This window comes from Haladaptatus ordinarius (genome assembly GCF_054177595.1).
The window spans coordinates 47,970-73,910 of the sequence record NZ_JBPEHH010000013.1; the positions used below are offsets into that span (position 1 = coordinate 47,970).

Sequence of the window (25,941 nt, forward strand, 5' to 3'; positions counted from 1 at the left end):
GATGGGACACGAAAGCGGACGAATCATCGTCCGAACGCTCGTAGCGGTGTTCACCATCGGTTCGTGGCTCGACTGGCACGTTCCTCCACGACAGGCGATTTGTCGACGAATTCCGTCGTCGGTTCGGAACCTTCCAGAACGAGAACGACTCCGTTGGCCGCCCCCTCAGTACGTCTCCGACGGGTCTGCTGGACCGCTGAACACCGAGTAGAGGATGCCGAAATACGTCAACACGACCGGAATGAGGAACGCTGCCGCCACGGTCATTATCGTCAGCGGCAGGTCCGAGACGACGCCTTCCCGGACCGTCAGACCGACAGCGGGGTCGATTGCGGGATACAGCATGTTACCCACGAAGGCGACGAGCGCGTACGGCAATCCAGCAGCGGCGACGAATCCTGCCCGGTATCGTTTGTCCCGCATCGTGAGGACGACGCCGGCGACCAGTCCGACAGTTACCACGACCGCGAGCAGCGAGAGTGGCGACACCAGCGCGCTCCGGAGGTCGGGACGAGTCGCCGCGAGATAGGCGATTACTGCCACGACCAGCGCGAGGTACGCAGGTGTCACGCGCCCGGCGTACCGCGCCATCTCGGACCGCAGTTCACCACGGGTCTTCAGGCCGAGGAAGGCGACACCCTCGACGACCGTGAGCGCGACGACGACCAGTCCGAACGCGACTGCGGGAACGTTCACGATGCCCGACGCACCGAGCACCCAGTTCGCGGCGAACATGCCGAGAAAGAACGGGGCGGTGACGCTGCCGACGACGAACGCTCTCCCCCACGTCCGCCGCCAACGCTCGTCTTCCCGCTGTTCGTAGAACTCGGGAGCGACGCCGCGCAGGATGAGCGCGCCGAGGATGGCGAACATGAGGAGGTAGTTCCGACTGAACAGTCCGGCGTAGGCCGCCGGGAAGACGGCGAACAGTGCGCCGCCGAAGACGACGAGCCACACCTCGTTACCGTCCCAGACCGGCCCGATAGCGGCCAGCAGGGTTTCGCGTTCCTCCTCGTCGTCGCGGGTAGCGAACAGCGCGCCGACCCCGAAGTCGAATCCGTCGAGGAACAGGAAGGTTCCGAGCAGGGCGAACACGAGTGCGAACCACAGGTCGGGAAGCTCAATCATCGGTCGTCACCTCCACGCCGGGTGCGTCTCGGTGGACACGTTCGACGTCGGGAGCGCCACTGCGAACGATTCGCCAGACGATGTAGCTGTAGAGCACCAGTAGACCTGCGTAGACGACGCCGAATCCGACGAGCGTCAGCGTCGCCTCCATCGAAGAGAGTCCCGGCGAGACGCCCGCGCTCGTTTTCATGACGCCCTGGACGACCCACGGTTGACGGCCGACCTCGGTCACGATCCACCCGGTTTCGACTGCGACGAATCCGAGCAGCGACGACCAGACGAACGCATTGTGGAGGAGCGTATCCTCAAACAGTTCACCCGTCCGCCAGCGATATCCTGCCCAGAAGGCGAGGAGCATGAACCAGAATCCCATCGCTACCATCGCGCGGAACGACCAGAAGACGATGGCCACTGGCGGCGACCCTTCGAACTCGTTCAGCCCCTGGATTTCCGCCTGCGCGTCGCCACCGCTCGCGAGCCACGACGCTCCTCCGGGGATACCGATGCCAAAGATGTCCTTCGCACGCGGATTCAGCAGGTCGTCCACGTCGGTCGGAAACGCGACGATGTACTCCGGCACGTAGCTGTCCGTCTCCCAGACTGCCTCCATCGCGGCGAACTTCTGCGGTTGCGTCTCCGCGACGTGGCGACCGTAGGCGTCACCGTGGATCACCTGAAGCGGTGCCGTCACGATGAGTACGACGAGTGCAATCTTCAGTGTTGCGCGCCAGAACTGCGTGTCACGGTCGCTCCGAACGTATCGAAGGTTGTACGCCGCGACGCCGGCCATGAACAGTGCGACCGTCAGGACGGCGGCGTTTTGCATGTGTACGAACATCCAGGGGAATCGCGGATTCGCGTACGCCGCGACGGGGTCGACGAGCGTGACGATTGGTCGTCCACCCTGCATCGCCATCTCGAACCCCTGTGGCGTCTGCATCCACGAATTAGCGACGAGAATCCACACCGCAGAGAGCCACGTTCCGAGACCCACCAGCACAGCCGAGACGAGATAGAGGCGGTCGGAGACGCGTTCGCGACCGAAAACGAAGATACCGAGGAACGTCGCTTCGAGGAAGAACGCCATCATCCCCTCGACGGCGAGTGGGCCACCGAACAGCTCACCCGTCGTCGCGGCGAACGCGGCGAAGTTCGTCCCGAACTCGAATTCGAGCACCAGTCCGGTCACCGTCCCGACGACGAAACTGACGGCGAAAATCTTCGTCCAGAACCGGCGGAGTTGCTCGTAGAGCGGGCGTCCGGTTCGAACCTCCTTCCACGTGAAGTAGACGAGAAACGGTGCGAGGCCCATGCTCATGACGGGGAAGATGATGTGCACGATGGTCGTCAGTGCGAACTGGAGGCGACTCGCTAACGTGGGATCTAACATAGTCTCTCTCGACTGTTCGTTGGCATTGTGACCGCTTTATAAAGAGGCTGATTCTCAGTTCGTGATAACCTCCCGTAGGGCTTTGAATATCGAGGACGTACTATACGAAGCATGTACGACCGAATTCTACTCCCGACAGATGGCAGCGAGACGTCCGAAAAAGCGGCCCGACAGGCGCTCGACATAGCGAAGAACTACGACGCGACGCTCCACGTCATCTCGGTCGTGGACAGGACCGTCGTCCCGCCGGACGTTCGGGCCGACATCGTCTACGACGAACTCGAACGGGAAGCCGACGAGGCGGTACGTGACATCGCATCCAAAGCGGAAGACGACGGAACGGCCGTCGAGACTACCGTGCTCAGAGGGACGCCCCACCGCGCCATCCTCGACTACGTCGACGACAACGACGTCGACCTCGTCGTGATGGGAACCCACGGCCGTCGAGGACTCGACCGCTATCTCCTCGGCAGCGTCACCGAGAAGGTCGTCCGTCTCTCCGACGCTCCCGTTCTCACGGTTCGGATGGAGAAGAAAAAGTAAGGACGTTCTCCACCGTCGGTCGAAACGCAGATAATCCAGCGTTTCAAGCGGTTAAGACGGAGTTTCCCGTCATAGGTTTTTGTCGGTGGCTCACGTAGCCGAAAACGGGTAGACGGGAAATGAGAGATACGCAGAACGACACGGGCGGATGAACGTCCTCGAGAGCCTTCGAATCAGTTGGCGAAACATCCGCGAACACAAACTTCGCTCGGCGTTGACGACACTCGGCGTCATCATCGGTGTGGCCGCCGTCATCACGTTCGTCACGCTCGGTGCGAGTTTGCAGGCGGACATCGTCAGCACCGTCGCGGGCGGTAACGCCGCGACGATGTACGTCTCCGCACAGTCACAGAGTCAGACCGGCCTGCCGAACTTCGGCGGCGGCGGGCAGACGATTTTCACGGAACACGACTTAGACGGCATCCGGTCGTTACAGGGCGTCGAAGCCGCCGTTCCGGAGAGTGGCATCGCTGCATCGACGGTCGAATTCAACAATTCGACGGTCGGTCGCCAGTGGGTCGTCGCCACGACGCCGCCGTACTTCGACGTGAAAAATCAGGAGTTCGTCGCAGGTGGGTCGTTCACGAGTGGCGAACGCGAAGTCGTCTTGAATCGCCCTGCTGCGAGGATGTTCGGAGACGAGAACGTCTCTGTCGGGGACAACATCACGCTCACGCGCGCCGCGGGCGGGCAAGAGGTGAACGCGACGGTCGTCGGAATCGTCGAACCGTCCGGGGAGTCCACGCTCGGGCTTTCGGAGGGGCCGTCGCCGCGCGTCTTCGCGCCGACCGACCCGTTCTACAAACGGACGGTGTTCAGTCCCACCGAGAACGAGAACCAGCGCGTCTACGGACGGATACTCGTCCTGGCGGAGAATCCCGAACAGGTCGACGCCGTGCAGGGACGCGTGTACACGTACCTCGGAGAGGATTCCGACGCCCGGCAGCTGAAATCGAACAGTTATCGGTTCAAAGTCACCACACAGGACGAACTCGTCGACCAGGTCGAACAGGTGAGTAACACGTTCACGGCGTACATCACCGGCATCGCACTCATCTCGCTCGTCGTCGGTGCGATCGGTATCGCCAACATCATGCTCGTCAGCGTCACGGAACGAACCCGCGAAATCGGCATCATGAAAGCGGTCGGTGCACAGAACACAGACGTCTTGCAGTTGTTCCTGTTCGAGGCAGTCCTGCTCGGACTGTTCGGGTCCGCACTCGGTGCGCTCGCCGGCCTCGGTGGGGGTTATCTCGCGGCGGAGTTCATCGGCCTCCCGCTGACGTTCCGACCCGAGTGGTTCGGCATCGCCGTCGTAGTCGGAGTCCTCGTCGGCATCCTCGCCGGAATCTACCCGGCGTGGGACGCCGCACACACCGACCCAATCGACGCACTGCGCTACGAGTGACTCCCGCGGACGAATCTCTTTCGAGTGGTGATAACGCGACAACGTGTATTTGCTCTTGCAGTTGAAATCTCGAATAGACCGTACGACCTGTCCGCGGAACGATTAGACCGTCGTAGGTCCGACACGCGGGGTGTCACGCTGTCTCGGACGAGCAGTAGGCACAACCAGCCGTTACCGCGAGCAAAACGACTCCCTACTTTCAGCGAGCGGGGAGTATTCGTCGGTGTTTCGCCGATAGCCACTGGATAACAAAGAGTGAATCCTACGATAGTTCTCTCCAACGAGAACGCTCGCCGCGCCGCGCTGCAGAGCGACCGCCCCTAGTTCAACAATGGCTAGTCATCAGACGGATTCCAAAACGACACAGAAACCCCACCTCGGCTACGAACTGCCGTGGCTCGTCCCCCCGCTGCTGGCCGGGATGTGCATCCTCTTTTTCTACCTCGACTCTCACACGTACCCTTCGTTCGGCGCCGGGTTGTACTTTCAAATCGCAGAGAGCATCAGTGCGAACGGGTACGTCCTCCCGGAAACCATTCCCAACTACACCGCCGGAGGCGTTCCGTTCGCCTACCCGCCACTCATGTTCTACGTGTTGGCGGTGATTCTCGACGTGACGGGTCTCGACCCGTTGACGCTCGCCCGATTCCTCCCCGGAATCGTCACCATCGCCTACCTCGTCCCGCTTTACTTTTTCGCCCGCGACCTGTTCGGTTCGCGGCCACAGGCGTCGCTTGCGACCCTCATCGTCGCCGTCAGCCCCCCGATTCTTCAGTGGCATATCTCGGCCGGAGGCACCGTTCGCGCACCAGCGATGCTGTTCGCACTCGTCGGCATCTACGCGGGGCTCCACCTCTTTCGATATCGAGACACGAGATGGCTCGTCCCGGCACTCGTCGCCTTCTCGCTGACGCTGTTGACCCATCCGATGTACACCGTCTTCTTCGTGGTGAGTTTCGTCCTGCTCTACGCCCGGTTCGACCGGTCGTTCCGTGGCGTGCTCTTCGGCTTGCTCGTCGGCTTCGGCGGCGTTCTCCTCACCGCGCCGTGGTGGGGGCTAGTGCTCTCGAATCACGGCGGAGCCGTGTTCACCGGCGCTGCGGGGACGCACGGTGGCATCGGCGCGGCGATTACCACCCTTATTGGGTTGCTCGAACGACAACTCAACGAACCGCCCTTCCTGTCGGCGTGGCACGTGTTTCCGGTCGTTGGCTGGTTCTGGTTGCTGTCCCGACGAGAGTATTTCTTGCCAGCATGGTTGCTCACCATCGTTATCATCATGGGCGAACCTCGATTCGTGTTTCTCATCGGAGCACTGGTCACCGCCCGTTTCGTCTTCGACGGAATCGCCCCGTGGTTGAAAGAGGGTGTGTTCGTGACGTTGAACCGGGAGGAGGTGGTGATGGTCTCGGTCGTGTTGCTCGCGCTCGTCGGACTCAGTGGCGGTACGCTCTACGCGACGGGCGGACTGAACGCTCACGCGGGGAGTCCATCACTTCCGCAGTTCCTGGACGACGGCGACGTAGAGGCGATGGCGTGGGCCGAAGAGAACACCGACCAGTCGTCGAGTTTCGTCGTTCTCGGTGACGCGGCGGAGTGGTTCCCACAGCAGTCCGACCGGACGATGCTGGTCGGTCCGTGGGGCGTCGAGTGGAAAGGCCACTCGCAGTATCGGTATCAGTTACGCCAGTTCCGCCAGCTATCCCGCTGTCACAGTTCGTACTGTCTCACTGCCGAACTGATGTCCATTCGCGTCCATCCCGACTATGTTTACGTCCCGAAAGGCGGGTACACTGTTCGTGGAATGCAACGTTCCCAACCGGATGAGATGGCGACCACGATGCTCACGTCGTCGCAGTACCACCTCGTCTTCGAAAACGAGGATGTCGCAATCTTCAAACTGTCAGAAGGATGGCATCCGACGAAATCCGGTTCGACCGGTCCGGTACCGGTGTAACGTCGATTCGAGACGACCCGTCTCGCGCCCTTCAGAGTCGCTCGCCGACCGACGCGGCAATCGCGTCGATGTCGTACTCGTCGGTTTTCTTGTCGAACACCACCTCGTCGTCGACGCTGACCCTGAAGACGCCATCGTCGCCGGTTTTCAACGTCACCGCGTCGAGTCGCCGACCGTACTCCGAGAGCAGTTCGCGCTGGAGGCTCTGTGTGCGGTCTAACATCTCACACGGGACAGTATTCGATTTCGACTTTCGTCGTGCTGAATGCACACCTCGGGAACGGGCTTAAAAGTGAGCGAAGCGGAACTGTGCGCGTTCTCGTCTCGAACGACGTTCGTGGATTACCGGGATTCGTCCGGTTCCCGTGGGTCTCCAAAGCCAGTTACGGCGGAGACCCGAGAGCATCGGCAGCGACGACCGGAGGGGCGTTGGTTTCGCTCGTCCGAACCTGGGAGTAGCCGTGAAACATAAGTCGTGACCCCTCCAATCGAACGAGCGTGAGAATTTCTTCAAACACGGAGTAATTTATGTCAGGAATGAATCCACAATCGCCTAAACTTCGAGTCGGCATCGTCGGCTGCGGCTTCATCGGAACCACGGTGGGCCGAGAGTTCGAAGACGACCGTCGAGCGTCGGTCGTCGCGCTCACGGACGTGAACGAGGCAGCCCGAAACGAGGCTGGCGAGACCCTCTACGTCGGACAGGGCTCGCGATACGAAGATTACACCGAGATGCTCGACGCGGAGGACCTAGACGCCGTGCTCATCGGGACGCCACACGCGTTCCACTACGAGCAAGTGACGGCAGCACTGGACGAGGGTCTCCACGTCCTCTGTGACAAACCACTCACGACCGACACCGAGCGGGCACGCGAACTCGCCGAACGAAGCGAGGGCGACCAGGTGCTGATGGTCGGGTACCAGCGTCACCTGAATCAGGCGTTCGTCCGAGCGCGTGAACGGTGGCACGGTACGGACCTGACGCCCCGCTTCATCAGCGCCGAAATCACGCAAAACTGGATTTCACGGTTCGAGGACGCGTGGCGAACCGACCCCGACCTCTCCGGCGGTGGCAACCTCTACGACACCGGGAGTCACCTCATCGACGCGGTCCTCTGGACGACCGGCCTGACGCCCACGTCGGTGCAGGCGAACATGAAATTCGCCGACGACGAAAACCGAGTGGACGAGCGAGCTCAGCTCACTGTCCAGTTCGAGGAAGGGTCGTCCGCCAGCATCTCCGTGTACAGCGACGCACCGTGCGTTCGCGAACACATCCACATCTGGGACGACGAGGGTGCGCTCTATCTCGAAGGGCGTCAGTGGGAACCCCGGCAGTTAACGGAGATTCGAGAAGACAGCACGACCGTCGTTCCGTTCATGGACAACCAGCGCCGCGAGAGCAAGGCCGGTGCGTTCATCGACTGCGTCGAAAGCGGCGAGGAACCCCCCGCGACCGCCCGGGACGCGTACGCCGTAACCGCGCTCACCGAGGCGGCGTACGAGTCTGCTCGGACGGGCGAACAGGTCTCGATACACCTCGACTGACTCGTCCGCCTCGACTGCCGAAATATCACCGTCGAATTCTCCGACCGTCACACTCCCGCGAGCGGTTCGTCGGCGTTCGCTCGCCCTCTTCGACTGCCGTCCCACGCCGAACCGACTCAGAGGTAGTGGGCGGCCACCCATGTCAGCAGACCGAGCAAGACGAACGGAACGAGAATGAGCCCGAGGCTGATGGTTTCGATGAACGTGTTCGGTGCCCACGGCGAGAAGAACAAGAAGAGAAAGAAGAAGAATGCGAGGATGACGAGCGGGACGACGTTCACCGTGAGGTCGAGCAGAGTCTCGCGATTCCACACCGGGTGTGGCATCACTCCTCACCCCCCTCTTCGCCGCCGTCCGCCAGAGCGGTCTCGCGTTTCTTCTCGAACCACGCCCACTCGGGAGAACGCATTCCGTCGGCTTCCAGTCCCCACGGGTCGCCATCTTCGACCACCGGCCCTTCTATCCACGACTGGACGATGTTCCAGACGAAGATGAGCTGGCCCAGCGCGAGGACGAACGCGCCGAAGGTGGCTATCTGGTGGAGCGACGTGAACTGCGGGAGGTAGGTCGCATACCGGCGGGGCATCCCGCCGTAGCCCAGGAGCATCAGGGCGAAGAACGTGACGTTCGACCCGATCATGGTCAACCAGAAGTGCCAGTGTGCGAGCCTCGTCTGGTACATACGCCCGGCGTAGATGGGGAACCAGTAGTAGACCGCCGAGAACACGGCGACTGCGATGGCCCCCATCACGATGAAGTGGAAGTGGCCGACGACGTAGTAGGTGTCGTGGAGCACGAGGTCGACCGGAATCGCCGCCAGGAAGACCCCAGTGACGCCGCCGATGATGAAGTTCTGGACGAAGCCGATGCTGAACAGCATCGGTGCGTTGAGCCGGATGTTCCCGTTCCACATCGTCGTAATCCAGTTGAACACCTTCACAGCGCTCGGGATGGCGATGGCGAGCGACACCGCCATGAAGCTCAGCCGGATGCGGGGGTCGATACCGGTGGCAAACATGTGGTGGGCCCAGACGCCGAAGCTCAGCACGCCGATGGCCAGCGTCGAGTAGACGACGAACTTGTACCCGAACAGCTTTCGTCCCGAGAACCGCGGGAGGATGAGACTCACGAGGCCCATCGGCGGCAGGACGAGGATGTACACCTCGGGGTGGCCGAAGAACCAGAACAGGTGTTGCCACAGGATGGGACCACCGCCGCCATCCACCGCGAAGAAGGTGGTTCCGAAGTTCCGGTCCAAAAGCAGCATGACGAAGGCGCTGCCGAGGAGGGGGAACGCGAACAGGATGAGCCCCGACTGGGTGAGCATCGTCCACGAGAAGAGGTCGAGTTCGGGCCAGTCGATGTCGCGCTCGGTGAAGATGGTGGCGATGAAGTTTATCGCACCCATGGTGGTGCTGATGCCCGAGAGGTGCAATCCAAGTATCATCAGGTCGGTGGCCGGAGTCGGTTGTTCCACCGAGAGCGGAGTGTACATCGTCCAACTGGTCTGTGGCGCCTGGATGCCCGTGCCCAGCAGTGCGAGCGGGAAGCCGATCCAGACGAGAATCGCGGCGGGCGGCAGGAGCCAGAACGCGATGGCGTTGATGCGCGGGAACGCCATGTCGTCCGCGCCGATGAGCAGCGGGATGAAGTAGTTCGCGAACGCCGCAATCATCGGCGTCCCGAACAGCAGGAGCATCGTCAGCCCGTGTGTCGTGAGCAGCGCGTTGTACATCTGCGCCTGCATGAAATCCGCTTCGGGCGTGAGCAGTTCGGTTCGCATCAAGAGGACGCCGAAGCCTCCCCAGAGGAACGCGACGAGACCGTAAACGCCGTAGAGCATCCCGATGTCCTTGTGGTCGACCGTGGTCAGCCACCTGATGAGTCCACCAGGTTTCTCTTCGTACTCCACTCGTCGCTCTTCGACCTGTCCCACTCCCCCACCTGCGGGTGTGTACGACCGCCAATCCTCGACGCGAAGGACGTAGAACAACACGACGAGGAGGAATCCACCCATCAGGATGGTGAGCGCCAAATCAGTGCTAAGCGCAGCCATCGTACTGTAGTTGGGCGGAGGAAGGTAATTCCTTTCGGTCATCTGTCATCTTTTCGGTGAGAGTACCGTCCCATCTATTACCTGAATTGATTGTGACGCTACAACTCTGGAAAATCGTGACAACAATCCCGCCACTGCGAAGCCGAGACGGTCACCGACCACACTTCACGAAATCGCTGACTCCTTCCCGAAACCACTGTCTCACTTCGCCAGCCCAGTCACCGAGAGAAGAATGCTCGATTCGCAAGGGCGACGAGAAAGAGACCGACGGTGACGTTCGCGCCGACGAACAGGCCGTACAGTGCTGTTCCGGCGAGCGACCCGCTGGCGGTGGGGAGTTCCAGCAGGGTGACGATCGTCGAGACGACGAACCACACACCGAACCACAGTTCGGGGCGAGCGGTGATGTGGTCGTCCCCGCTGGAGGCCCACTCGTTCATCTTGGCGGCGACGAACAGGTACAGCGTCACGCCCGCGCCGCTGAGAACGCCCAGCCACAGATTTTCCTGGTCGGCATTCCAGAGCAGGAGCGTGAGCGAAACGGAGAGGACGACGAACAGGGTGCCCCACAGCTTTGGTTTTCGAGCGATGTGGTCGCCCGGTGACCGAGATTCGATGTTCATGTCTGATTCATATAATTCGCCGCACGATAAATATCACCCACCGGAACGTCCGACTGAACTACCGCCACTCCAGATCGATTCACCAGAACTTGAGATTTTGTTTCACCGCCTCGCGTTTGAGTTCCTGGATGTGCTCGGTCAGGGGGATGTCTTTCGGGCACACTTCGGTACACGAAAACTGCGTCTGACACCGCCAGACGCCGTGTTCCTGGTCCATGACGTTCAGCCGATGTTCTTTCGACGCCTCCCCCTCGCGTTCGTCCATGGCGAACCGATAGGCCGTGCTGATGGCCGCCGGACCGAGATACTGGTTGTCGCCCGCCGCGATGTTACACGAGGACATACACGCGCCACACCAGATACAGCGCGTCGCCATCTTTATTTCCTCTCGATTCTCGCGGGACTGGCGCTGTTCTTCGAGTTCGTCGTCGGGAAGCGAGTCGGTCTGGAAGTACGGTTCGACGGCGTGCATCTGGTCGTAGAAGTGTTCCATCTCCACGACGAGGTCTTTGACCACGTCCTGGTGGGGGAGCGGTTCGACCTGCACCGGTTCGTCCAACTCCGACACCTGGGTCTTGCAGGCGAGTCGCTGTCGGCCGTTGACGAACACCGCATCGCTGCCACAGATTGCCTGCCGACACGAGTGGCGCACCGTCAGCGACGTATCGAAGTGGTCGCGTGCGTAGATGAGCGCGTCGAGGACGGTCAACCCGCGCTCATCGGGGACGAAAAAGTGGTCGAACCGCGGTTTCTCCTTCTCGGGGACGTCCGGGTCGTAGCGAAACACCTTCAGGTGCACCGTCTCCTCCGGTGTCTCCGCCGCTCGCCGTTTCTCTCCCTCTCGCTCTCGTCGCCGTCTTGCCTTCTCGTCCAACCGACGCTGTTGCGGTGACCGTGACGCCCGGAACTCCTCGGCCTGCGTATCTTCCATCGGTTCCTCGGCGTTCATCTGTCCCTCGGAGTGCGCTATCTCCCGTTCTTCCTGGCTCATCGGAAACCCCTCCGACCGTATCTCGGGACGAACGACAATAAGCATCGTCGTCGGTTCACGCTCCCTATCGGAGCTCGAGGAAGGGCGTTCGAACAGTCGGTGTTCGAACGCAGATGGACGGTTCTCTGCCGACGGCGACTCGACCCAGTGAGACGTCGAAAGCACACGTTACTGTCCAGAAACGAAGCGAACGGGTACGTGTCCGGCCGATGCACCTGAACGCCGATTCGGTTACCACGTCACGACGTCTAAGACGAACACGGAGAGAGAGCTGTCCGATTCCTGCGACGATAATCAACACTGCCGCGACGCGTCTGGTACGATACTCGAAACCCCGAACTCGTTTCGACACGACCGGATTCTAGGCACCTCCCCGCGCGCGGAGCTGCACTATTCGTCTCACCGGGGCCACAGGACGGTGATTGGATGGCCCGACGTCTCCGGTGACGGCCGTCGGCCAGTCGGAATCTCAATCTTCAAGACCTCCCCGGATAGACCGTTCAGCCGTACACAGATGACGTGCCCTGACCCGAGGTGCGACGCGTGGTAGCAGACCTGTTCACGCAACTGTTCGGCAGGAACGAGGTCGTTCACGGGCTGGTCGGCGGTATCGTCATCGCGTCGCTCAATCTCCTCGGCGCATCGCTCGTCTTCGTCTGGCGAGACCCGTCCGAACGGGCGATGGACGGTGCGCTCGGACTCGCCGCCGGTGTGATGCTCGCCGCGAGTTTCACGAGCCTCATCATTCCCGGCATCGAGGTGTATTCGGACGGGAATCCGGTTCCGGTTCTCGTGGGCATGGCTCTCGGTGCGCTCTTTCTCGACCGCTCGGACGTGCTCGTACCCCACGCCCACTATCTCCTCTCCGGGCGGAAGCGACGAGATGCCGCGAACCCACAGGAGGACCTTCCGGTGGATAGCGAACGTATTACGGGCGTCGTGTTGTTCATCCTCGCGATAACCCTCCACAACATGCCCGAGGGACTCGCCGTCGGGGTGGGATTCGGCAGCGGCGACCTCGGCACGGCTATCCCTCTGATGCTCGCCATCGGCATCCAGAACATCCCCGAGGGACTTGCCGTCTCCGTGGCCGCCATCAACGCGGGGCTCGACAAACGCTTTTACGCCGCGTTCGCGGGGATTCGGTCCGGCGTCGTCGAAATCCCGCTGGCCGTCCTCGGCGCGTACGCAGTCCAAGAGGTCCTGGGGTTACTTCCCTACGCGATGGGATTCGCCGCCGGTGCGATGCTGTTCGTCATCAGCGACGAGATCGTTCCCGAGACGCACACGAGAGGCCACGAACGCGTCGCGACCTTCGGGACGATACTCGGTGCTATCGTGATGCTCTATCTGGACATCTCGCTCGGCTGACGGTGTGGCTCTGTCGGGCAGACGCTCTCGGTTGGCCGTCCCGAGCATCGTTCACTGAACGAAGTAGAAGACTGACGGCGACGCCGACGAGATGACGACTGGCTCCTGCTGGCATCGGGCCAACCGGTGTGGAACGTGATTCGGCCAGACCGAGGTCCGATTTTCACGCGCTCGTCTGGGTCGTCGTGATGGTGCTCGTCTCCGAACCCTGCTGGACGGCCCGCGTCTCACCGCTCTCCAGGTTCACGACCATCGCCTGGCCGCCGTACCCGTGTCTCTCGTCGTGGCCTCGGACGACGACGCGACGCGTTCCGAACGGAATCTCGACCGTCTCGGAGCGCGTGAACCGTTCTGTTCCGTGAGCGTGGAGCAGTTCGCGCCGACCCAGACGCTTCCCGTCTATCGTCTCGACCTGCCACCAGTTCGCGTACCCCTGCTCGCCGTCGTCGTCGTGATAGAGCGTCACGTCGAAGGTGTACGACTGCCCGTCGCGCTCGAATTCGACGCCGACGACGGTGGCCTCCCGCAGGTCGAGTTCGGCGGTCGTCGTCTCCCGAGTCGAGTTCGTCCTACTGGTTCGGTCCGTCTGGCCGTCTCCGGTCGTCTGCGACGCACAGCCGGACAGTGCGGCGACAATAGTGCTCCCCGCCAGCGCGACGAATCGCCGTCGATTCGTGAGTGCCCCCGTCATCGTCTTCGATTGGGTCGGGAGCGCCATGATTGTCGTGGCCTCCATTCACTGTCCGAGCCTCCTTTCTATCTAAACCTATGCATATCGAGAGCTGTCTTTATAACGAACAATAATTATAATACCTCTCGGGACCATCTATATGCGAGTTTTATGGAATCGAATCAACTTCCTCAAACCCGACGAACCGTACTCAAGAAGGGTATCCTTGCCACTGCGACTGCGGCGGTCGGCGTTCCGATGGTTTCTGGTCTGGCCAGCGCCACCGACTGCTGTAAGACCTGCTGGGTGGACGTGAAACCTGACAGTTGCCCGAACTCCATCAATCCGAAGAACAACGGCGTCGTCAGCGTGGCCGTCGGGTGGCCGAACGTGAAACTGGACAGCGTACGTCTCGTGCCGTCCGCCGGAAACCGGTGTGTTCGGTTCACCGGCTGTCAGGATTATCGAAATCCCGACTGGAAGGACGTCTCCTGCGAGGACATCGACCGTCTCCTCTCGGAGGCAGACGGTCGGTCCGCCAGTGCGATTCGGATGACGCGAGAAGACCTGGACGGCGATGGCGACGACGATACGGTGTTGAAGTTCCGCACCCGAGACCTCCAACTCGTGCCGGACGACGAGTATCTCGTCCTCGAAGCGGAGACGAAGAGCGGATGCCGTCTGCTCGGTCTCGACACGGTCAGAGTCGTCGATAAGTCGAACGGAAAGAACGAAAACTGATTTTTGGCAGTCGGACTCTGGTTTCGCTTACGCCGGTCGGACGCCCGATTCGTCGGCCGGTTCGTCGACCGTCTCCGGGGGCGTCCCGCGGTAGTTCTCGTACAGCAACGTAGCGAGCGCGCCGAGTCCGAGGAGCGAGACGACCGCTTCCACGAGCCCACCCAGGTACGGAATCTGGGCGACGATGGCGACGACGACGAACCCCACGACGAGGCTCGTCCAGCGGTTCTCCACGTCGGCGTACGAGGTGAGCCACGTTCCGACCGCGACCCGACCGTACGCAGCCCCGACCAGTGCGGCGAAGGCGAACAGGAACGCACCGATAATCGTCAGCGGGATGCCGACGATGGTCAGTGCGACCAGGACGAGGGCGATGGGAACGCCGATTACCGAGAGGAACCCGACTCCACCCGACCGAAGGGGTGATTCGAGGACTTCGGTCGTCACCCTGTTCGAGAACTCGGGGAAGACGACGAGCAGTATCGCGGTGCCGACGAGTCCCATGACGAGGAAGTACACGTCGAGTATCCAGCCGGGTATCGACGTATCGACGTCACCTACCACCGGGACCGCGGGTCCGATGGAGAGGTCGTTGTCACGGGTAATCGCGCCAGCGACCGCCGCACCGGGCGCTCGCGAGAGCGCGCCGTCGTAGGTCAGGTCACCACCGACGCTCGCGGTGGGGCCGAGCGAGATGGTCTCGGCACCGATTGTGGCGTCTCCGACGACGGTCCCATCGAGGACGATGTCTTCTGCACCAGCGGCGAGGTTCCCGTCGATGACAGCGTCACGGGTCACGACGACGCTTCCGCCCGCCGTTTCGACGTCACCGCCGACGGTTCCGCTGATTCGAACGCTTCCAGCGAAGACTTCGACGTTTCCGGTCACCTCGCCGTCTACGATGACGCTCCCCCCGAACGCCTGGAGGTTGCCGTCGACGGTCCCGCGGACGATGACGGTGCCCCCGAACGCTTCGAGGTCTCGGACGGTTTCGCCTTCCTCGACGACGATGGTTCCGCTAGCACGCGTCTCCGCCGCTACGACGCCGGGAATCGTAGAGATGACGAGTATCAGTACGAGCAATGCGACTTTCGCTTTCGAGTAGGATGAAGCCATGTATGAATAGACGCTGGCTACCTATTTAACATCACACTGAGACGACATATCGTGGTGGTTATAGTCACACGGAGTTCGCCAACAGACACTACCGTACTCCCGATGTATCCGGAGTCATGAGGGCATCCGACTTACTGGTCGAGTGTCTCGAACGGGAAGGGGTCGAGTACGTCTTCGGTCTTCCCGGCGAGGAACTCGAAGACGTCCTGTTCTCGATTCGTGACTCCGACATCGAGTTCGTCCCGGTCCGCCACGAGCAAGGGGCGGCGTTCATGGCCGACGTCCACGGGCGCGTGACGGGACAGGCGGGGGTCTGTCTCTCGACGCTCGGACCCGGGGCGACGAACTTGCTCACCGGCGTCGCCGACGCACACGTAGACAAGAGTCCGCTGGTCGCAATCACGGGACAGGCAGGCCTCGACCGGCTCCACAAGGAGAGCCATCAGGCGCTCGACATCGTCCACACCTACCGGTCGGTGACGAAGTGGAACGCGCAGTTGACCAACCCGGGGATAATCAACGAGTCGGTTCGCAAAGCGTTCAAACTCGCGGAGTACGAGAAGCCGGGCGCGACGCATCTCGAATTTCCGGAGGACGTGGCACGGGAGGAGACGGACGCCGAACCCCTCCAGCCCCGTCGGCGCGTTCGCCGACCCGACCCCGACCAGCAGTCGGTCGAACACGCCGTCCAACTGCTCGAAGAGGCCGACTATCCCCTCGTCATCGCGGGCAACGGGGCGGTTCGAACCCGGACCGCCCAGTCGCTCCGTGCGTTCGTCTCCGACACGGCGGTTCCGGTCGTCGCGACGTACATGGGCAAGGGAGCCCTCTCGGACCGAGACGAACACTCCCTTTTCACGCTCGACTCGGGCGACCACGACGAGGCGAGAGACGCAATCGTGCAGGCAGACTGCGTGCTCACGGTCGGGTACGACATCGCCGAACACGACCCCGAGAAGTGGAACCCGGACCTCAACAAGGACGTCGTCCACCTCGACCACGAACCGGCCGAAGTGTACGAACACTACAACCCCGACGTAGAACTCGTCTGTGATGTCTCCGCCGGACTCGACGCTCTCCGTTCGGCGGTGGACGTGGCCTGTCCCGCCGAGTGGTACTCAGACCAGCGCGAAGCCATCGTCGAACAGACGACGAGCCTCCCCGAGGAAACCGACTCCGTGACCGTGAAAAACGTCCTTCCTATCCTCCGTGAGGCGATGGCGGACGACGACGTGCTCATCTCCGACGTCGGAAGCCACAAGATGGCCATCGCCCAGCAGTTCCCGACGTACGAACCGAACACGGTCATCATCTCCAACGGACTCGCGAGCATGGGTATCGCGGTGCCGGGCGGCATCGCCGCCGACCTCGCACTCGATTCTGACGTCGTCGTCGCGACCGGCGACGGTGGCTTCCTGATGAACGCGGCGGAGATGGAGACGGCGACGCGACTCGACTGTGGGTACACCATCGTCGTCTTCGACGATTCGGAGTACAAACTCATCACCGAAGAACAGGAAGCACACCGGGGCGAACACTTCGGCACGCACCTGACGAACCCCGATTTCGTCGCCTTCGCGGAGAGCTTCGGCATCGACGCGAGGCGGGCGGAGACGTGGCCGGAGATAGAGGACGCACTGCGGGCGGGAGTCGAGAGCGACGAGATGACGCTCGTCGAGATTCCGGTGTAGAATCACGCCCGGGAGCTCGATTCGACCCGCACCGGAACGCCTACGAGAAACGACCGTCATCTTCCACCCGTCAGATGACCGCCGACGGTGCCAGTTCGACCCCGACGGAACTCGATGTCCTCCTCTTACCGGCGTTCGCCGCGGACGGTTTCGCGACCGACGAAGCGCTTCCCGACGAGTTCCAACCGTGGCTCGACGCCTACGACTTCTCACACGAAGTGGCGGTACCCGGTGCGAACATGCCGGTGTTTCACACCGACGACGGTATCGGCATCACGGCGACCGGAATGGGGAAAGCCGACGCTGCGGCCACCGTGACCGCCGTTCTCGCCCATCCCGCCTTCGACTGCTCGAACGCGTACTTCCTGACGGTCGGTATCGCTGGAGTACGACCCGACGTCGGGACGGTTGGCTCGGTCTTCGTCAGCGACGCTATCGTCGATTGGGACAGGAAACACCGATTTCCAGACCGAGGAGTCGACGTTCCGATAGAGTTGCTCGGATATCGCCCACACGACTACGTTTTCCATCTGAACGACGCCCTCGTGTCGGAGGCGTATTGCGCTGCGAAGCGCGTCGAATCACTCGATTCCGAACGCATCCAGCAGTATCGAGACGAGTTCTCACAGGACGCGGCCCGTTCGACGCCGACGGTCGCGCGGGGAACGACGGTCTGCGGTGACGAGTTCTGGCACGGAAAGACGCTCTCGGAGCAAGCGCAGTGGCTCACCGACCAGTACGACGCCGGGGTGTACGCGACGACGGAAATGGAGGATTTCGGCACCGCGACGGCGCTCGACCGCTTCGGCTTCCTGGACAGATACCTGAGCGTTCGCGGTGCGGTGAACTTCGACCAGCCACACGAGGGGAAGACGGCCCGAGAAAGCCTTCACGACGACGTCGGCGAGGAGACCATCGAACTCGGCCTGGAGAACGCATTTCGCGTCGGGTCGCACCTCGTCGGGTGGCTGACCGATAACTGACGACGGAACGGTCGGTTCTCACGACGACTGCGTGACGTACCGGTCTTCCGGTTGCCAGAGTGAGTACGGCCCGGTTCCGAGAGAGAGGATGCCGAGAGACGCGAGGAGCACCGTGACGTTGAGCGGGTTCGCTCCGTCGGTGACGATGGCGACGAGCATGACGACCGTGAGCGCGAGCGCCGCGACCCGACCGGCCACGCCCAGCGCGAGCATGACGACCGACGCCACCTCGACGACCCCGACGACGAGCACCATCACTCCGGGTGCGGGGATGCCAAGACTGGTGAAGAAATCGACCTGTCCGGCGTAATCTGCGAACTTCGTGATGGCGGGAATGGCGACGATGACGACGACGAGCGCGCGGAGGACGAGCGGGAGCCACCGGCGTAGTTGGGCCATCTCACACCCCCAATCGTCCACGAATCATCGAAACGCCCGTCCGAACTCGCGACGGTCGCTCCACGAGGGCCATCTCGGTCTCCGTCAGTTCGAAGTCGAAGACGGCGAGGTTCTGCTCTAAGTGTTCTCTGCTCGTCGACTTCGGAATCGTTATCACTCCATCCTGCTGGACGACCCAGCGGAGCGCGACCTGCGCCGGGGTCTTGTCGTACTTCGTCCCGAGTTGGGTGAGGACGTGGTCGTGCATGACACCCCCCTGTGCGAGTGGGCTGTAGGCCGTCAGTAGCACGTCGTGGTCTCGGCAGTAATCGAGGAGGTCGGGCTGGGGATTGTACGGATGGAACTGCACCTGGTCGGTGACGATGGGTGCACTCGCCTCCGTTCGTGCCGCTGCCAACTGGTCGGTGTCGAAGTTACTCACGCCGATGTGACGGGCCAGTCCGTCGCTTCGAAGGTCCGAGAGCGCACGCATCACCAGGCGGGTCGACGCGATGGGGTTCGGCCAGTGGATGAGAAGGAGGTCGACGTACTCCGTGCCGAGTCGGGCCAGACTCTCGTGAACCGAATCGACGATGTCGCCGTACTTCCGGTGCATGGGCCACACTTTCGTCGTCAGGAACACGTCCTCGCGGTCGACGTCCGAGAGTGCGATGGCCTGCCCGACCTGTCGTTCGTTCCCGTAGGCCTGTGCGGTGTCGACGTGTCGGTACCCCATCTCGAGCGCGGTCTGAACCGCGTTGCGGCAGGTCGCGCCCTGCATCTGCCACGTCCCGAGACCGATTTTCGGAATCTCCTCTCCGTTAACCGTCTCGTAGTCCATGTGTGCTAATGGCACGCGATGGATAAATAGGGAGTGGCGGACTGGTGTGGTCGGTCTCGTCGAAGTCCGACGACAGCGAAACCAATCGCGTGCCGAAACCAGCAGCAGAACGCACCGAACCACCACCAGTGGCGCACTCGACAACGGTCTTTCTGTCCAACTACTCACCAGCCAGACGACGCCGAGCGTACATCAGCGGAAGTCCCGTGAGGGTGCCGACCGTGATAGCAACTCCGAGCACGAATAGAACCAGAATCGAGATTATCTCGACCGCGAGCATCTCGAGTCCCCAGAAACTCGTAAATCGGACGACCCACAGGAACCCCGTGAGCAGGGCCGTGAACAGTCCAACTGTCCCCCCACTGCGGTACGTGAACGAGCCTCGTCGTTCGACGATCGCCCACCAGAGGACGGCTCCGATACCGAATGCCGGACTGCCAGTACGACCATCGCGTACTCCGTCGAGAGTCAGATTACCTCCGCAAGTACGATTAACAAATCGTACAGGAGGAAGGCCATTGCGGTGCCACAGATAAACATGTAGAGTCCTGCGTACGTCGACCATCGTATCGAAGGAGAGAGGCTGAAGGAGAACGGAGAGCGGTATTCACGTTCGAATTGCGAGTATACACGGCTTAGTTTTTACCATTCGTATGACTATTCGATGGCGTTCGGTGCTGCTACTCTCAGCACGTGATTCGAATCAACTCTATCTGGAACAGAAATCGAACCGGCAGTTTTCGTCGACCGGCTTACTCCTCTCGGCCCCCGTACGACACCACCCGGCCCCACGAACTCTTCTTGCCCCACAGTCCCGAGCGCATACACTCCAACTCAACTATCTGGGAGTTGTCGACGAACAGGTTCACCTCCGGACCGAAGTTCTTGATGTACCACTCGAACACCTCGGGGTCGGCGGCCTCGAACACGCAGTTCTCGATACCGACCTCGTTGGCGATTTCGAAGGCGACGTCGGTGCGCCACTCGCGCACCTGTTCGGTGATACCCTCCGACTCGACCATTATCTTGTAGGCTCCCGCGTCGAGGTGGCGTTGTGCTTCCCGAATCGCACTCGCCGGGTCGATGGCCTCCTCGCTCTCCAGTTCTTCGACTGCCGACGCACCGCCAGCACCGAACTGGACGTTGATCTCGGGTTTGGCTTTCAGGCCGTGCTCCTGGACGAGTTCTGTCAGCGCGACGAGGTCGTCGGTGTCGATGGCGATGAACCCCGACGAGATTTCGACGATGTCGAAGCCGAGATTCCCGGCCTCTTCGACGTACTGCTCGACGTGGTCGTGGTCGCGCACGAGCACGTTCTCGATGAATCCGCCCGTCGAGACCTGAACGTCGTAGTCGTGACAGACCGTGATGAGTTCCTCGACCACGTCCTCCGGCATGAGGGCGAACGACCCCCCCGAAAACTTGTAGATGTCCACGTACTCGCCCATCGTGTCGAGGATGTCCTGTAACTCGCGCGGTCCCATTGGGTCGTAGTACGGCCCGCGCATCTCCGTGATTCCCTTCTCGCGTGGTTTCGATTCTCGCTCGTTTGTGTGCAGAAAGTCGAATGCTCTGTCGGTCATGAAACTCCCCGGACGGGGTACGACGAACTCCTACAAAAGAAGTTGGGCGATACGGCGAGAACGAGGTCTCGTTGTGGAGTCGGCGGAATTTCAGAGCGCCCTCTCCCGGACGGACCGCTACTACGTCGCTCCACCTGGCGTCTCTCTGTCGTTCCCAGGCTCACTCGGAGAACGGGAGAGTGTGCGACTACCGTACGACAGTCATGCACGGGGGACGGTCGAAACGTGCAGCCAGCCGACTGTCTGAGCGAACCTGCGCCGGGAGAAGCGGTAATGCCCGACACGTTGGCCGTAAATTACAAGAATGGAGACCGAAACTACGGTCGGAAAACTGTCAGTACCGGCTCAAAGACATTAAGGGTTTTTAATGACGAACTAGTTGGGGTGGGGGAACATGAAACGGCGACAATTCATCGCGGCTACGGGTCTCGCCAGCCTCGGGGGGCTGAGCGGACTCGGGAGCGGTCGACAGCAGAATCCGTACTTACAAGCGGCACGAAATATCGGGTTCACGGATAACTGGCGGCAACGACGTCTCGCGAGCGCGAACGACTGGTCGATGGAGGCGCGCAGGGACGTTCCCAATCGAGAGCAAGACTCGTCGTTCACGGGAACGCAGTCGTTCGCAACGGCACCATGGGAACCACCGTCTGGTTGGGTGAACACCATCGCGGGTGATGTGAACACGCTCCAGATACTGAACCACGGCGCGGCCAACATGGAGTTCGACCCGGCGACGCTGGCCACGCACGAACTGTTCGAGGAGAAGACGAGAATCACCATCGAACCGCTGGAAATCGGCGTCGACCAGGCGAACCTGAAAGAACAGCAGTTCCTCAGCGCACAGGAGGGACAGCCACACGTCATGAACGTCGACGGCCCGCTGACGCCCGTGTTCGTCCAGCAGGGGTTCCTCGAGGTCGTCGACCCGCTGTACAACGGGGAGATGTGGGACGCCTACATTCCGGCGCTGCGAAATCTGGTCGAGTGGGACATCAACCCGCAACTCCAGGGGACCCACCAGTACGGGTTCCCGAACATCGCCGAAGCGACGGTCGGGAGCCTTCGACCGGACCTGGTCGACGAGCAGGGTGTCGACCCGTCGGGCTTCGACGGCAAGTGGACGTGGGATCTGCTGGAGGAGACGATGCAGGCATTCGAGGGCACCGACACGTTCGGCTACGCCTACTACGCGGGCAACCCCGTCTACCTGTTCTACTCGTTCCGCCAACTGCTCTACCAGCAGGGCGGTCGCCTCGTCCAGGACAACGGGAACGTCCGCGTCGATACGCCAGCAGCACGGACGGTACTCAGAAAGATGGCCGAGTGGCGCGACAAGGGATGGGTTCCGGGCGACGTCATCTCGTACGGCGAGGGAGACCTCATCGACCTGTTCCTGGCGGGTCGAGTCGCGTACGTCGACGCGTTCAGCGACTTCGTGCCGCGCTCGCTCGCCGAGTTCGAAGCCGGGAACCAGTACCGGGCGGTCTTGCCGCCTGCGGCCAACACCGGCCCGAACCCGGAGCAGGCGTCACTCGTCGCGCCGAACGCGCCGGCCATCAATCCGTTCGCCGACCCCGCCCACAAGGTCGCGGGGCTCCTGTACGGCGATCTTCGGCTGAGCTATCCGAGCCAGTGGTGGGAGTTCACCTTCGAGGGGAACATGTCGTTCATCGACCGGGTGTATGACGACGCGGCCGAGGCCGACTTCGTCCAGTTCAGCGACGTCCTCGGGAACGCCATCGACAGGGGAGTGTTGGAACTGTTCCCGCAGCAACAGGCCATCTTCCAGCAACTCACGACGCCGTTCCAGAGCGCGATTACCGGCGACATGAGTCCGCAACAGGCGACCCAGCAGGGCCAGCAACTCATCGACAGCGTGCTCGGTCAGTAACCTGTTCGGATTCCTGTCATGGCTACTGAAGACGTGTACCAGCGTGTACCGGATTCGTTGTACGGACGGCTGAAGCGGCGGGTCTCGGCGTTCGTCAACGACCACGTGCGACTGATGTTGCTCGGTCCGGCGCTGGTCGCGCTCGTCGTCATCTTCGTCTACCCGGTCTTGTTCCTCGTCTGGAGTTCGCTCCATCAAACGTTGGGATTCGGCATCGGCACGGAGTTCGCGCCGACGGCCAACTACACGCGGATGTTCTCCGACCCGACGTTCTGGAACGCCGTCGAGAAGACGCTGACGTACTCGTTCGGGTCGCTGCTCGTGTCGATGGTGGCCGGGCTTGCCATCGCACTGGCACTCGACAAGGTGGTTCGGAGACGAGTACGAGACGTGTACACCACGCTACTGTTGCTCTCGTGGGCGGTGCCGCTCTCCATCGTCGGTGTCACGTGGCGGTGGATGTTCAACGGCCAACTCGGCGTGGTGAACAAACTCCTCATCGACCTCGGTCTCCTCCAGGGGACGTACTCGTGGCTCGGCAACCCGACCACCGCGATGGGGGTCATGATACTGGCGGACTCGTGGTCGCGCATCCCGTTTGCGACCATCGTCATCCTCGCGGGGCTCCAGTCGATACCGCAGGAGATGTACGACGCCGCCAAGGTAGACGGGGCGACGACGTTCCAGACGTTCCGACACGTGACGTTACCGTACCTGCGGCCCTCGTTCTTCGTCGCCGGACTCATCACCTGGATGTTCGCCTTCCGAGCGTTCGCCATCCCGACCGCGACCACCGACGGCGGTCCGGCGGGTGCGACGGAGGTGCTCGCCATCTACATCCATCGGTTCGGTATCGCGATGACTGACTACGGCTTCGCGTCGGCGGTGTCGATGTTCCTCGTCGCGGTGACGCTTGTCGTCGCCGCGGTGTACGTGACGTTCATCCTCGAACAGATACGGGAGATAGAAGAATGAGCACGCGACTCGACACGGCGCGCTACCGCCGCCGCCAGCGGTTCTGGAACGCCCTCGAGAGCCCGTACGTCGTCCATCTGGTGTTGTTCCTGTCGGTGTTTTTCATCGTCGCCCCGCTCCTCTGGGAGCTGTTGACTTCCCTGAAGACCAACCAGGCGGTGTACGACTTAAACTACCTGCCCCGGAATCCGACGCTCGAGAGTTACTACATCGCGCTGTTCGAGCGCGGGTTCTGGAAGGCGGTTCGCAACAGCGTCATCATCTCAACCGCCTCGACGGCGGTGGTCATGGCGCTCGGAACGCCGGCGGGCTACGTCTTCAGCCGATACCGGTTCCCGTTCGACAACGCGGTGTTCACGTTCGTCCTCTTCACGCGACTGTTCCCGCCCATCGGACTCGTGGTTCCGTACTACCGCATCATGAGTTCGACCGGACTGCTGAACTCGAAACTGGGAATCGTCGTCGCCAACGTCTATCTCTGGCTGCCGCTGGTCGTCTACATCATGCGCAACTTCTTCATCACCATCCCACGCGAACTCGACGAGGCCGCGATGGTCGACGGCTGTACGAAGATTCAGGCGTTCCGCCACGTCGTCTTCCCGGTCGTTCTGCCGGGGTTCGCCGCCGGAACCATCCTCACCTTCCTCTACTCGTGGCGGGAGTTTCTGTTTGCGTTCACGGTGAGCACCGACCTCTCGTCGATGACCATTCCAGTCGCCACCTACCTCTTCGTCGGCGACACCTCTATCCAGTGGGCGTCGATGGCCGCCGCCGCAGTCGTGGCGACGATACCGTCCGCGCTGGTGGTGTTTTTCTTCCAGCGATACATCGTGGTCGGACTCACGGGAGGGCTGAAGCGATGAGAGAGCAAAGAGACCGTTTCGAAAAATGGACCAAATACGATGAATGATACGACATCTCGTCCGACGTCGGAAGAACGTATCGAGACAGACGTGAGCCTTCGGCTCGACGACGTGACCAAGACGTTCGAGGAGAATGAGGGAGAAGTCGTCGCGGTAGACCGCGTCTCGATGGACATCTACGACGGGGAGTTCGTCGTTCTCGTCGGTCCGTCGGGGTGTGGCAAGACCACGACGTTGCGGATGGTCGCCGGACTGGAAGCGCCGACGGAGGGCCGAATCGAGATACACGGCGAGGACGTCGCCGGCCAGGACCCCCGCGAGCGCAACGTCGCCATGGTGTTCCAGAACTACGCGCTCTACCCTCACAAGACGGTCCGGCAGAACCTCGCGTTCCCGTTGATGATACGCAAGTATCCGGCGGACGAACGCGAGCGTCGTGTCAGTGAGGTCAGCGAACTGCTCGGTATCCCGGAACTGCTCGACCGTCGGCCCGGAGACCTCTCGGGCGGGCAACAACAGCGAGTGTCGCTTGGGCGGGCCATCATCCGCGACCCGGAACTGTTCCTGTTCGACGAACCGCTCTCGAACCTCGCTAGTTGTCCACTCTCTCGATAACTGCATCGGCAAAAGCTGCGCCTCACACGGTAAAGACCGCGAAATGAGACGAAGACTGTCTTGGATGCTGTGATGGGGCGTGAATATGTTGAATCACCTACCTACTTTCCGCTGTGACCGTCGCTCAGACCCATCTCAGAAGACAGCTGTCGCTGTTCGTCAGCCTCGCTTCGGCCGAAGCGAGGCGGTTCAACCGAGTCCGTGTTCGTATCCTGGTGGTAGTCCTTCTCCGTTCGTCCGATGCTTCTCCTTCCAACCGAGTTCGTCGTCTAACACCTGTTCGATCCCATGGAGAAACGCATCGCCGAACGTGAACGCCACTGGCAGTGCTCGCCCACCACGGCGTGGTTGGGCGAGCACGGCCCACTGCAACACGACCCACAACTGCTCTAATAGGAACCCGACACCCACATAGAAGAGCCGAATTATCGTTGATGGCGTCGTTGTCACCGCACGCGCTTCCCGGAACTTCTCGTAGCTCTTTTCGATCCGTGACCGGTGGTTGTAGACCTGTGCCACTTGTCGCGGCGTGCGGTCTTCCAGACCGTACGCCGCGTATCCCGTCTGTTTGAGCCC

Annotated in this window: 23 protein-coding genes and 2 pseudogenes; 12 read left to right on the forward strand and 13 right to left on the reverse strand. The window is 61.7% G+C overall.

The features are described from left to right. Nucleotides 1-165: 165 nt before the first annotated feature. Together cydB and ACR3FF_RS07080 are read right to left on the reverse strand one after the other, a co-directional pair. Nucleotides 166-1,128 (reverse strand): cytochrome d ubiquinol oxidase subunit II, encoded by a 963-nt coding sequence (gene cydB, locus ACR3FF_RS07075; protein ID WP_458187278.1) that lies wholly within the window; start codon nucleotides 1,126-1,128, stop codon nucleotides 166-168. Next, nucleotides 1,121-2,518 carry a cytochrome ubiquinol oxidase subunit I gene (locus ACR3FF_RS07080; protein ID WP_458187280.1) on the reverse strand — a complete coding sequence of 466 codons (1,398 nt, stop codon included), beginning with the start codon at nucleotides 2,516-2,518 and terminating at the stop codon, nucleotides 1,121-1,123. Before ACR3FF_RS07080 ends, cydB begins: the two co-directional genes overlap by 8 nt. Before the next feature lie 111 nt (nucleotides 2,519-2,629). Between ACR3FF_RS07080 and ACR3FF_RS07085 the strand changes: the two genes are divergently transcribed. From ACR3FF_RS07085 to ACR3FF_RS07095, 3 genes are all read left to right on the forward strand, one after another. Beyond that, nucleotides 2,630-3,061: a universal stress protein gene (locus ACR3FF_RS07085; RefSeq protein WP_458187281.1), complete on the forward strand. Its 432-nt coding sequence runs from the start codon at nucleotides 2,630-2,632 to the stop codon at nucleotides 3,059-3,061. A gap of 148 nt (nucleotides 3,062-3,209) precedes the next feature. Beyond that, complete coding sequence (locus tag ACR3FF_RS07090; RefSeq protein ID WP_458187283.1) at nucleotides 3,210-4,469, forward strand: ABC transporter permease; 1,260 nt, start codon at nucleotides 3,210-3,212, stop codon at nucleotides 4,467-4,469. A gap of 331 nt (nucleotides 4,470-4,800) precedes the next feature. Next, nucleotides 4,801-6,426 (forward strand): ArnT family glycosyltransferase, encoded by a 1,626-nt coding sequence (locus ACR3FF_RS07095; RefSeq protein WP_458187285.1) that lies wholly within the window; start codon nucleotides 4,801-4,803, stop codon nucleotides 6,424-6,426. Between the two features lie 31 nt (nucleotides 6,427-6,457). On the opposite strand, the gene ACR3FF_RS07100 is transcribed toward ACR3FF_RS07095, so the two are convergent. After that, nucleotides 6,458-6,649: an Rdx family protein gene (locus ACR3FF_RS07100; RefSeq protein ID WP_458187286.1), complete on the reverse strand. Its 192-nt coding sequence runs from the start codon at nucleotides 6,647-6,649 to the stop codon at nucleotides 6,458-6,460. Nucleotides 6,650-6,954: 305 nt separating this feature from the next. On the opposite strand from ACR3FF_RS07100, the gene ACR3FF_RS07105 reads away from it, so the two are divergent. Continuing rightward, a complete protein-coding gene (locus ACR3FF_RS07105) occupies nucleotides 6,955-7,974 on the forward strand; it encodes a Gfo/Idh/MocA family protein (RefSeq protein WP_458187288.1) in 1,020 nt (339 codons plus the stop codon). A gap of 116 nt (nucleotides 7,975-8,090) precedes the next feature. Here ACR3FF_RS07105 and ACR3FF_RS07110 read toward each other — a convergent pair whose 3' ends face one another. The 4 genes from ACR3FF_RS07110 to ACR3FF_RS07125 form a co-directional block, all read right to left on the reverse strand. Continuing rightward, nucleotides 8,091-8,300 carry a DUF6684 family protein gene (locus ACR3FF_RS07110; RefSeq protein WP_458187289.1) on the reverse strand — a complete coding sequence of 70 codons (210 nt, stop codon included), beginning with the start codon at nucleotides 8,298-8,300 and terminating at the stop codon, nucleotides 8,091-8,093. Then, nucleotides 8,300-9,991 carry a cytochrome c oxidase subunit I gene (ctaD, locus tag ACR3FF_RS07115; RefSeq protein ID WP_458187312.1) on the reverse strand — a complete coding sequence of 564 codons (1,692 nt, stop codon included), beginning with the start codon at nucleotides 9,989-9,991 and terminating at the stop codon, nucleotides 8,300-8,302. The genes ACR3FF_RS07110 and ctaD overlap by 1 nt, the downstream gene beginning before the upstream one ends. A gap of 257 nt (nucleotides 9,992-10,248) precedes the next feature. Further along, nucleotides 10,249-10,653 carry a hypothetical protein gene (locus ACR3FF_RS07120; protein ID WP_458187291.1) on the reverse strand — a complete coding sequence of 135 codons (405 nt, stop codon included), beginning with the start codon at nucleotides 10,651-10,653 and terminating at the stop codon, nucleotides 10,249-10,251. 79 nt (nucleotides 10,654-10,732) lie between these two features. After that, nucleotides 10,733-11,584, reverse strand: a complete 852-nt coding sequence (locus tag ACR3FF_RS07125) for a succinate dehydrogenase/fumarate reductase iron-sulfur subunit (protein WP_458187313.1) — start codon at nucleotides 11,582-11,584, stop codon at nucleotides 10,733-10,735. Nucleotides 11,585-12,187: 603 nt separating this feature from the next. On the opposite strand from ACR3FF_RS07125, the gene ACR3FF_RS07130 reads away from it, so the two are divergent. Beyond that, nucleotides 12,188-13,015 carry a ZIP family metal transporter gene (locus tag ACR3FF_RS07130; RefSeq protein WP_458187293.1) on the forward strand — a complete coding sequence of 276 codons (828 nt, stop codon included), beginning with the start codon at nucleotides 12,188-12,190 and terminating at the stop codon, nucleotides 13,013-13,015. 163 nt (nucleotides 13,016-13,178) lie between these two features. On the opposite strand, the gene ACR3FF_RS07135 is transcribed toward ACR3FF_RS07130, so the two are convergent. Beyond that, nucleotides 13,179-13,751, reverse strand: a complete 573-nt coding sequence (locus tag ACR3FF_RS07135; protein WP_458187295.1) for a hypothetical protein — start codon at nucleotides 13,749-13,751, stop codon at nucleotides 13,179-13,181. A 105-nt stretch (nucleotides 13,752-13,856) separates the two neighbouring features. Here ACR3FF_RS07135 and ACR3FF_RS07140 point away from each other — a divergent pair, with 105 nt between their 5' ends. Next, nucleotides 13,857-14,426 (forward strand): twin-arginine translocation signal domain-containing protein, encoded by a 570-nt coding sequence (locus ACR3FF_RS07140; protein ID WP_458187297.1) that lies wholly within the window; start codon nucleotides 13,857-13,859, stop codon nucleotides 14,424-14,426. Nucleotides 14,427-14,453: 27 nt separating this feature from the next. On the opposite strand, the gene ACR3FF_RS07145 is transcribed toward ACR3FF_RS07140, so the two are convergent. Continuing rightward, nucleotides 14,454-15,542, reverse strand: a complete 1,089-nt coding sequence (locus ACR3FF_RS07145; RefSeq protein ID WP_458187299.1) for a bactofilin family protein — start codon at nucleotides 15,540-15,542, stop codon at nucleotides 14,454-14,456. Between the two features lie 116 nt (nucleotides 15,543-15,658). On the opposite strand from ACR3FF_RS07145, the gene ACR3FF_RS07150 reads away from it, so the two are divergent. Together ACR3FF_RS07150 and ACR3FF_RS07155 are read left to right on the forward strand one after the other, a co-directional pair. Then, entirely contained in the window at nucleotides 15,659-17,233 is a 1,575-nt protein-coding gene (locus tag ACR3FF_RS07150; protein WP_458187301.1) for an acetolactate synthase large subunit, read from the forward strand. A 74-nt stretch (nucleotides 17,234-17,307) separates the two neighbouring features. Continuing rightward, the gene (locus tag ACR3FF_RS07155) at nucleotides 17,308-18,216 is read left to right on the forward strand and encodes a phosphorylase family protein (protein ID WP_458187303.1); all 909 of its coding nucleotides are present in this window, start codon (nucleotides 17,308-17,310) and stop codon (nucleotides 18,214-18,216) included. An 18-nt stretch (nucleotides 18,217-18,234) separates the two neighbouring features. Here the strand turns inward: ACR3FF_RS07155 and ACR3FF_RS07160 are convergent, their stop codons facing one another. From ACR3FF_RS07160 to ACR3FF_RS07170, 3 genes are all read right to left on the reverse strand, one after another. Then, a complete protein-coding gene (locus ACR3FF_RS07160) occupies nucleotides 18,235-18,615 on the reverse strand; it encodes a DoxX family protein (RefSeq protein WP_458187305.1) in 381 nt (126 codons plus the stop codon). Between the two features lies 1 nt (nucleotide 18,616). Next, nucleotides 18,617-19,435, reverse strand: coding sequence for an aldo/keto reductase (locus ACR3FF_RS07165; RefSeq protein WP_458187307.1), 819 nt, complete (start codon nucleotides 19,433-19,435; stop codon nucleotides 18,617-18,619). Between the two features lie 752 nt (nucleotides 19,436-20,187). Next, nucleotides 20,188-21,018 (reverse strand): phosphosulfolactate synthase, encoded by an 831-nt coding sequence (locus ACR3FF_RS07170; RefSeq protein ID WP_458187308.1) that lies wholly within the window; start codon nucleotides 21,016-21,018, stop codon nucleotides 20,188-20,190. A 394-nt stretch (nucleotides 21,019-21,412) separates the two neighbouring features. Here ACR3FF_RS07170 and ACR3FF_RS07175 point away from each other — a divergent pair, with 394 nt between their 5' ends. The 4 genes and pseudogenes from ACR3FF_RS07175 to ACR3FF_RS07190 all read left to right on the forward strand — a co-directional run. Further along, on the forward strand, nucleotides 21,413-22,912 hold the full coding sequence (locus tag ACR3FF_RS07175) for an ABC transporter substrate-binding protein (RefSeq protein WP_458187309.1): 1,500 nt from the start codon (nucleotides 21,413-21,415) through the stop codon (nucleotides 22,910-22,912). Between the two features lie 18 nt (nucleotides 22,913-22,930). Beyond that, a complete protein-coding gene (locus ACR3FF_RS07180; RefSeq protein WP_458187310.1) occupies nucleotides 22,931-23,887 on the forward strand; it encodes a carbohydrate ABC transporter permease in 957 nt (318 codons plus the stop codon). Beyond that, the gene (locus tag ACR3FF_RS07185; protein ID WP_458187311.1) at nucleotides 23,884-24,750 is read left to right on the forward strand and encodes a carbohydrate ABC transporter permease; all 867 of its coding nucleotides are present in this window, start codon (nucleotides 23,884-23,886) and stop codon (nucleotides 24,748-24,750) included. The genes ACR3FF_RS07180 and ACR3FF_RS07185 overlap by 4 nt, the downstream gene beginning before the upstream one ends. A 39-nt stretch (nucleotides 24,751-24,789) precedes the next feature. Then, a pseudogene (locus tag ACR3FF_RS07190) lies at nucleotides 24,790-25,341 on the forward strand (ABC transporter ATP-binding protein); the annotation flags it as partial. 213 nt (nucleotides 25,342-25,554) lie between these two features. Here the strand turns inward: ACR3FF_RS07190 and ACR3FF_RS07195 are convergent. Next, nucleotides 25,555-25,941: pseudogene (locus tag ACR3FF_RS07195) on the reverse strand (ISH3 family transposase); the annotation flags it as partial.